Origin of the sequence: Anaerobiospirillum sp. NML120511, assembly GCF_023050955.1 — a bacterium.
GTDB lineage: Bacteria > Pseudomonadota > Gammaproteobacteria > Enterobacterales > Succinivibrionaceae > Anaerobiospirillum.
In genome coordinates, this window is record NZ_JALKIK010000078.1 from 1 (window position 1) to 6,591 (window position 6,591).

A 6,591-nucleotide genomic window follows, 5' to 3' on the forward strand; every position below is an offset into this window, starting at 1 on the left:
AAGTCCACGACTTTGACCGTCCTCCCATTTAGCTATCAAGTCGATTATTAAAGACTTTTTCATATAGTTTGCCACTGATCTGACTTTAGGTATGAGTTTATGACAAAGTATAAATATCATAAAGTGCATTTTGTGTGAGTCAGATCACCTTATCTGCATGGTATGAAATGGAGAAAACCCCGTAAATAAAGTAAATATTGCAGAATTGCAGTCATATTATGACAAACTATAAATATAATGACAAACTATAAATAATTTTTGTGACAATCTTTAAATATCATGTACAGCTCAGACATTTTCAGCCCAGCGCATACATGTCAGCTGCGCACATGCAAGGTAGGCAGGCTCTGTGATTTGCAGTCAGCCATGCTGTTCAGACCATGTGGCCATGCAGCTGCGCAGCAGCGGTTGCTGCAGCTACAACAGGTCATGCAGCATTAGCGCTCATGGCCATGTCCAGCAGTTGTCAGCTCCCCCTGCTGGCATCATCAGCACAGTACTGAGTACACAAAGCATGATGCCATGCGGTGCCGCTAAAGAGCATCAGCTCAGGTAAGGCCGCTGTTATCAGAGCAGGCCGCGCTCGCGGGACAGACGCATAATCTCCTCAAAGGCAATGAAGCTGTCGCGGGCACACTGGCTCTTAAGGGCCATAAGCTCGGACTCGGAGAGCATCATGATGCCGCTGACTTCACTCTTCTGGCGGGAGGTGATGCAGTCACCCTTGCACAGGTAGAGATTGGCCATGACAAAGCCGTCGGATACGGCATAAGGAATGAGCAGCTTGCCCAGATGAGTAAAGGTCAGGTTCTTGTTGGCTGACACGTCTATGCCCACTTCCTCAAGCAGCTCGCGGGCAGCGCTTTCATGCACATCCTCACCGCTCTGTACTACACCGCCTACACAGGCATCAAAGACACCAGGAGCATAATCCTTGGTCAGGGTACGCAGCTCTACCAGGATGCGGCCCTTGCTGTCGACAACGGCCACGTAAGTAGAGCGGTGCGGCAGCAGATTGGCCCTCATGACAGAGCGTGGTACGGTATCAATGACCTCATCATCACGGTTAATAATATCGACCATTTCTACTTTGGCCATGGCATTCTCCTGAGGTGAATTAAGACAAGCTATCCGGCCGCAGCGGCGCAGCAGTACGCAGCGCAGCAAACAGCCCTGAGCCCGATTGTCAACGGGATAATTCTGCATTTGCAGCCCGTGACTATTATAATGCCTGACGCACAGCCACAGAGCTGCAGCCCGCCGTGGTGCACACTCAGGATGATGACATGCTGTGGTTCGACAGGAGCTCTGGACAGACGCAATGGCCGCAGCCGGCTTCGCCCCTGCCGCCGGACCTGCTCTCACCCATGCTGAGGCTGAAAGCAGCATTATGACGACCTGCTGAGCACATAGCCGAGCCATCGGCCATGATGCCGGAACTACTCTGTGAACCTGGCAGTACCCGGCGAACGTTACTGAGCTGGAGCCGCTGCAGCCACTGCCAAAGCAAGCTCATACCCGGCTCCGCCGGGTCATATGCTCACCTGACTAATCCTTACAACCTGAAGGATAAATATGCACACTGAAGAACAATACCTGCAGCTGCTCAAGCGCTGCGAGCGCCTGGAACAAGACAATGAAAAGATGCAGGAAAGAATAGCCTGGCTTGAGCTTTCACTCCATGAGAATGGTACTTTCCTTGATGAGATGCTGCGCCGTATGGATAAGGCTGAAAAGCAGATACGCTTTCTGGCCTCCATGCAGTCAGAGCCTTCAGCCGTACGCCCGGAAAGCGAAGAGACCCCGCCTCCGCACTACTGACCGCCCCGCCATCAGCCCAGGCTGCAGGCATTTGAAGCCACAGACCATGCCCTGTGGGCCTGCGCTGACGGCTGGAAGCTCATGGACGGATTCTGGAGGCTGCAAGCTAAAAGACGGAGTCTGGAGGCTGGAAGCTCGAGGACAGAGTCTTGGGGCTGAAAGCTCAAGGACGGAGTCTGGAGACTGCAGGGTGCAGACAAGAGTCCTTAAAAGGTCTGTGGTGCATAATGTGGTCTGGTAATAATACGTCAGCCAGCAGCAGCGACGGCTGCAGCCAATGCTGCGTCATATGCAGATGCAGCCCTGTTGAGCTGATTACGGGAATGATCAGGCTGGCTGACATTACTGCTCTTAACAGCCTTTCAGATGGCCTTACATCCCTCAATAGCATCTTGCCTGCTGCTGTATATGCTGCCGCTGCATGCGCATGCCATGCACAGCTGTCAGCCCCAGTCAGGTGAGCGAAGAATGCCCCAGCATGGACTCAAATCATGCTCATGAGCTGCCCCCGCAGCCCAGAGGCCTAATGGATAAAGTTGAGCACGCGGTCAAAAAGATTCCACCTGGCAGCTGCATATCCGGGACAAAGCTCTGTCCAGTGGTTACAGGAATGGTGCAGCTCAGATGAAGTTACAGTAGCGCCCTCAGATGACAGGCACAAGAAAGCCCTACGGATGATGCCCGCAGGCACGCTGCCTTTCGGGGAATCAGGCACACAGGATATGAATATGCCCAGAGTGGTTTAAATCAGAGATGGGATTTGCCTTGTGGACAGGGGCAATGGTCAGATGGTCCAGATACCTGTGAAGCACTGCCGTGGCGAGGTCTATGCAGGTGACCAGGTCTGCATCATTGTGGAGAAGGGCGCGCCTTACCATGAGTCCGGATACAGGCGCATAAAGAAAAGTGTATGTCTGTTACTGTGTCTGACACTCATCTGCGGCGGTGCTCATAAGTTCTACTCAGGCCATACCTTACAGGGCTTTGCTTACCTGCTGCTGACTTTGTTCTACCGCCCATGACCAGCCAGCCATCACAACAGCAGTCCATGCTGCCCGAGAGCCTTGCACATAGCATAGACGACACTCTGAGTGCCGCCGGTGGCTGCCATGGCATCTACCTGACCCTGGAGCTGGTCTTTGCAGACTTTCAAAAAACTGCAGCAAGCCAACCTGACAGTGAGGGATTCATCAACATCTGAGCCGCATTCAGACATCAGGATCCGGGCATCGCTGGCTGACCTTCTGCAGAATAATGTGCAAAGCCGGATCATCACATGTCGGCTCCATAATGGCAAACGGCCCGGGGCCCCACCATGAAGCGGGGCTTTCCGGGCCGTTATGTCTGAAGCTGACCGCAAGGTCTGTACTTATTTCTTGCTCAAAGCAGCTTCAATCTTCTTTTCGGTATCGTACTGGCTCAGCGCGTATACTGACCAGATTGCTGCCGGAATCCATCCTATAAATGTAAGCTGCAGAAACAGACAGAGAAAACCGGCCAATGGTCTGCCGATGGTAAAGAAGCCCAGCCAAGGCAACAGCAGACAGATTAATAAACGCATGTGACATTACTCCTGAAATAATTTTGTTTAACAATGTCTATATCATTACATAAGAAAAACAGGAAAAGCACAGCATCGTACATGTTCATTTTGTCCGATCCATAACAGTGCAAAATATACTGCCACTGGAGTGTCAAGTTCAGATAAACAGCATGTTAATAAGGTTTTGCCAGAAATAAACAGCACAGTAATGATGCTAAATTAGCATGCATAGGCCTGGAAATTGCACCACTTATTTTTCGGCTGGCTTTACAGTCAGCCCGTCACATGCTTAGCTGGCTTATTCAGTCATGAGGCATGCACCGCAGGACTGAAGCAGCAGTTTACAGTCTGCAGCAGGTCTGTTCTTTCTTTATGTCATTGAGATCCGCTCAGTCAGATCTTCATGATTGTTAGTACAAAACATTCAGGAGTACTTATGATCCAGTTCCAGGATGCAGTCAAGTCATGCATGACTGTTAACTATCGCAACTTTAAAGGCCGTGCCCCACGTTCAGAGTACTGGTGGTTCATGCTGTTCTACGGCATTGTGAACGCAGTAAGCTCTCAAATCTCTGCCATTGCCTATATTGGTCCTATTGCCTCTCTGGCAATATCAATTGCCATGTTCATCCCATATCTGGCCGTTTCAGTAAGACGCTTCCATGATCTGGACAAGAGCGGTATGCCAGCTATTCTGGCAATCATTATGCCTCCAGTTTTAAGCCTCCTTGCCGTTGTGTTCGGCGTTCTTGGCTTACTGTTATTAAGCGAAGGCATGCTGACACTCAGTGCAGTGTTATGGCTCCTTACTGCTGCAGCTGCCATTTACCTCATTATTCAGACTGTGCGTCCAGGCACCACAGGTGACAATCAGTTCGGACCTGACCCACTGGCTGTCTATGCTGCCCAGCAGGCAGCCCAGGCCGCTGAGATTGCAGCTCAGATTAATGCCCAGCAAGCCCAGCAGGACCAGGCCGCTCAGCCATCAGCTGCTCCTGAACAGCCTCAGCAAGGCACAGGTGAGAATAAGCAGGGCTAAACCTGAAATTCAGACTGCATTTCCTGTAAGACGCAACTGATCCAGGCTTTGCCATGACAGCGTGTGCCTTACATAAACAAACAGGCTCAGATCTTATGCTCTGAGCCTGTTTTGTTTTATAAAGCAACAATAAGGGATTTAGTCATAATATGCTTCCTAATATGTACAGTAACGTATTTTCAGCTTAATTAGCATGATGTTCATACATAATCATGACTGTACTGGGAAAGCATCAGTGTCATATGCAGCTTTGATCAATTGCTGAAGACAGGCAGGATGAGTCTGAAAGCCTGTTCATACCTGCAGATACCATGGCAGTTTATGCTGCCTACTATTTTGCGGTAACGTCTGCAGCTGGATCCTGTGCAGCAGCCGCTGCTGCGACGCTGCAGCGGCTGGCCTTTACCATGGTTGAGCCCTCAGGGGCATGGTATACACGGCCGGTAATCATGCTCTGAATTCTGGAAACTGCTATACCTACGGTTAAGGTCGTGACTATTGCTATAAGTGAGTAGGTCCAGAAAGAAATGGACGGTATGGTGAACTGGCAGTACAGGATTAAGGCAGTTGCTGTTATGAAGGCAGCAAAGGCGCCGGTTGCGGTGGTTTTGCGGGTCAGAGCTCCCAGAATAAATACGCCTGCCAGAGCTCCAAGAGCCTGTCCCAGGAAAGCCTTGAAGAGCTCGTAGGCTGACTTGATATCAATGCGAGCCAGGTACATCGCTGTGATTACAGCAGCAACACCTACAGCAAGGGAAATATAGCGGGCTATTCTGGTCTGTCTGTGAGCCGACATATCAGGGGAGATACGTGACTGCACGTCCATTACCCATGAGGTGGCAATGGAGTTGATACCAGTTGAAATCGAGGACTGGGCAGCGGCATACAGAGCTGCCAGGATAATGCCGGTAATTCCGACAGGAAGCTCTTTGGTGATGAAATAAACTACTACCTGATCCTGAGAGTTGCGAAATGCCTCAGTTATGGCTTCAGGGCGCTGCTGATAGTACAGATACAGTGCAGTACCAATCATAAAGAACAGTGAAGCACAGGTAATGGACAGCAGGCCATTGCCTATGGTCATACGGGTTAGGTCACGAACGCTGGTAGTGGTGGTAAAGCGCTGAACAATATCCTGAGAAGATATGTAAGTGCAGAAGGTAGTCAGACCGCCGCCAATCAGAGTAACCACAATAGAAGTGCCCAGCAGGTTGTTCCAGTCGATCAGCTGATCGCGCGCGGTCAGAAAGCGCCCCTGGGAAAACAGAGCATCAGCAATGTCAGCTGCGCCATTATCAAGCTTGAGCACGATATAGATCAGAGTCAGTGCAATGCCGCCAAGCAGGATGACTCCCTGCATAAAATCGGTCCACAGCACAGCCTTAAGACCGCCAGTACAGGAATAGACTATAGAGACCACGCCCATTGCCAGGATCAGCAGATCAACGCTGATACCGGCCATATTGCCGATGGCTACGCATGGCAGATACATAACAATAGCCATTCTGCCCAGCTGGAAGATCATAAACATCACTGCTCCGAGCACTCGCAGAGCCGGTGACTGGAAGCGAATCTCAAGATAATGATAGGCAGTGTCTATATTAAGACGGGCATATACAGGCAAAAACAGACGTATAGTAAGAGGGACGGCAATCAGGGTGCCCAGCTGGGCAAACCACAGCATCCAGGTGCCGTCGTAAGACTTGCCTGCCAGAGAAAGAAAGGACAGAGGGGAGATGATGGTAGCAAAGATTGACACTGAGGTTACGAACCATGGAACTGATCCATCAGCCTTGAAGAACTCCTTACCTGACATTCTGCTTTTGGAAAAGTAGATGCCGATACCGAGCACTGCTGTCATATAGACGATAAGTACGCTGATATCAATCCATGTAAAGCCCTGCAGCTCCTGTGACATGTTCACTAAACTCCTGAACAACTAAAACAGAGCTGGCATTATACGTAATTTATATATCTGTTTTGCACCTATGATAAAAAGACTTGTCTACGGTACAGATGCGAAAAGGCCCGCTGATTTTTTACTCAGCGGGCCTTTTCAGGAAAAATTAAGCCTGGCGATGACCTACTCTCACACAATCGTACGTTGCACTACCATCGGCGTTACTGCATTTCACTTCTGTGTTCGGAATGGGGACAGGTGGGACTACAGCACTATGGTCGCCAGACA

Annotated in this window: 6 protein-coding genes and 1 rRNA gene; 3 read left to right on the forward strand and 4 right to left on the reverse strand. The window is 50.2% G+C overall.

Going from position 1 to position 6,591, the window contains the following annotated elements:
• Positions 1–567: 567 nt before the first annotated feature.
• Positions 568–1,098, reverse strand: coding sequence for an NUDIX domain-containing protein (locus tag MXE39_RS12530; protein WP_246979038.1), 531 nt, complete (start codon positions 1,096–1,098; stop codon positions 568–570).
• Positions 1,099–1,575: 477 nt separating this feature from the next.
• Here MXE39_RS12530 and MXE39_RS12535 point away from each other — a divergent pair, with 477 nt between their 5' ends.
• Positions 1,576–1,821 carry a hypothetical protein gene (locus MXE39_RS12535; RefSeq protein WP_246979037.1) on the forward strand — a complete coding sequence of 82 codons (246 nt, stop codon included), beginning with the start codon at positions 1,576–1,578 and terminating at the stop codon, positions 1,819–1,821.
• Positions 1,822–2,839: 1,018 nt separating this feature from the next.
• Positions 2,840–3,022, forward strand: coding sequence for a hypothetical protein (locus MXE39_RS12540; RefSeq protein WP_247074195.1), 183 nt, complete (start codon positions 2,840–2,842; stop codon positions 3,020–3,022).
• 168 nt (positions 3,023–3,190) lie between these two features.
• Here MXE39_RS12540 and MXE39_RS12545 read toward each other — a convergent pair whose 3' ends face one another.
• Positions 3,191–3,382, reverse strand: a complete 192-nt coding sequence (locus MXE39_RS12545; protein WP_246979036.1) for a YqaE/Pmp3 family membrane protein — start codon at positions 3,380–3,382, stop codon at positions 3,191–3,193.
• Positions 3,383–3,800: 418 nt separating this feature from the next.
• On the opposite strand from MXE39_RS12545, the gene MXE39_RS12550 reads away from it, so the two are divergent.
• Positions 3,801–4,403, forward strand: coding sequence for a DUF805 domain-containing protein (locus tag MXE39_RS12550; RefSeq protein ID WP_246979035.1), 603 nt, complete (start codon positions 3,801–3,803; stop codon positions 4,401–4,403).
• A gap of 331 nt (positions 4,404–4,734) precedes the next feature.
• On the opposite strand, the gene MXE39_RS12555 is transcribed toward MXE39_RS12550, so the two are convergent.
• Entirely contained in the window at positions 4,735–6,321 is a 1,587-nt protein-coding gene (locus tag MXE39_RS12555) for a sodium:solute symporter (RefSeq protein ID WP_246979034.1), read from the reverse strand.
• Positions 6,322–6,473: 152 nt separating this feature from the next.
• Positions 6,474–6,589 (reverse strand): 5S ribosomal RNA (gene rrf / locus MXE39_RS12560).
• Between the last annotated feature and the right edge of the window lie 2 nt (positions 6,590–6,591).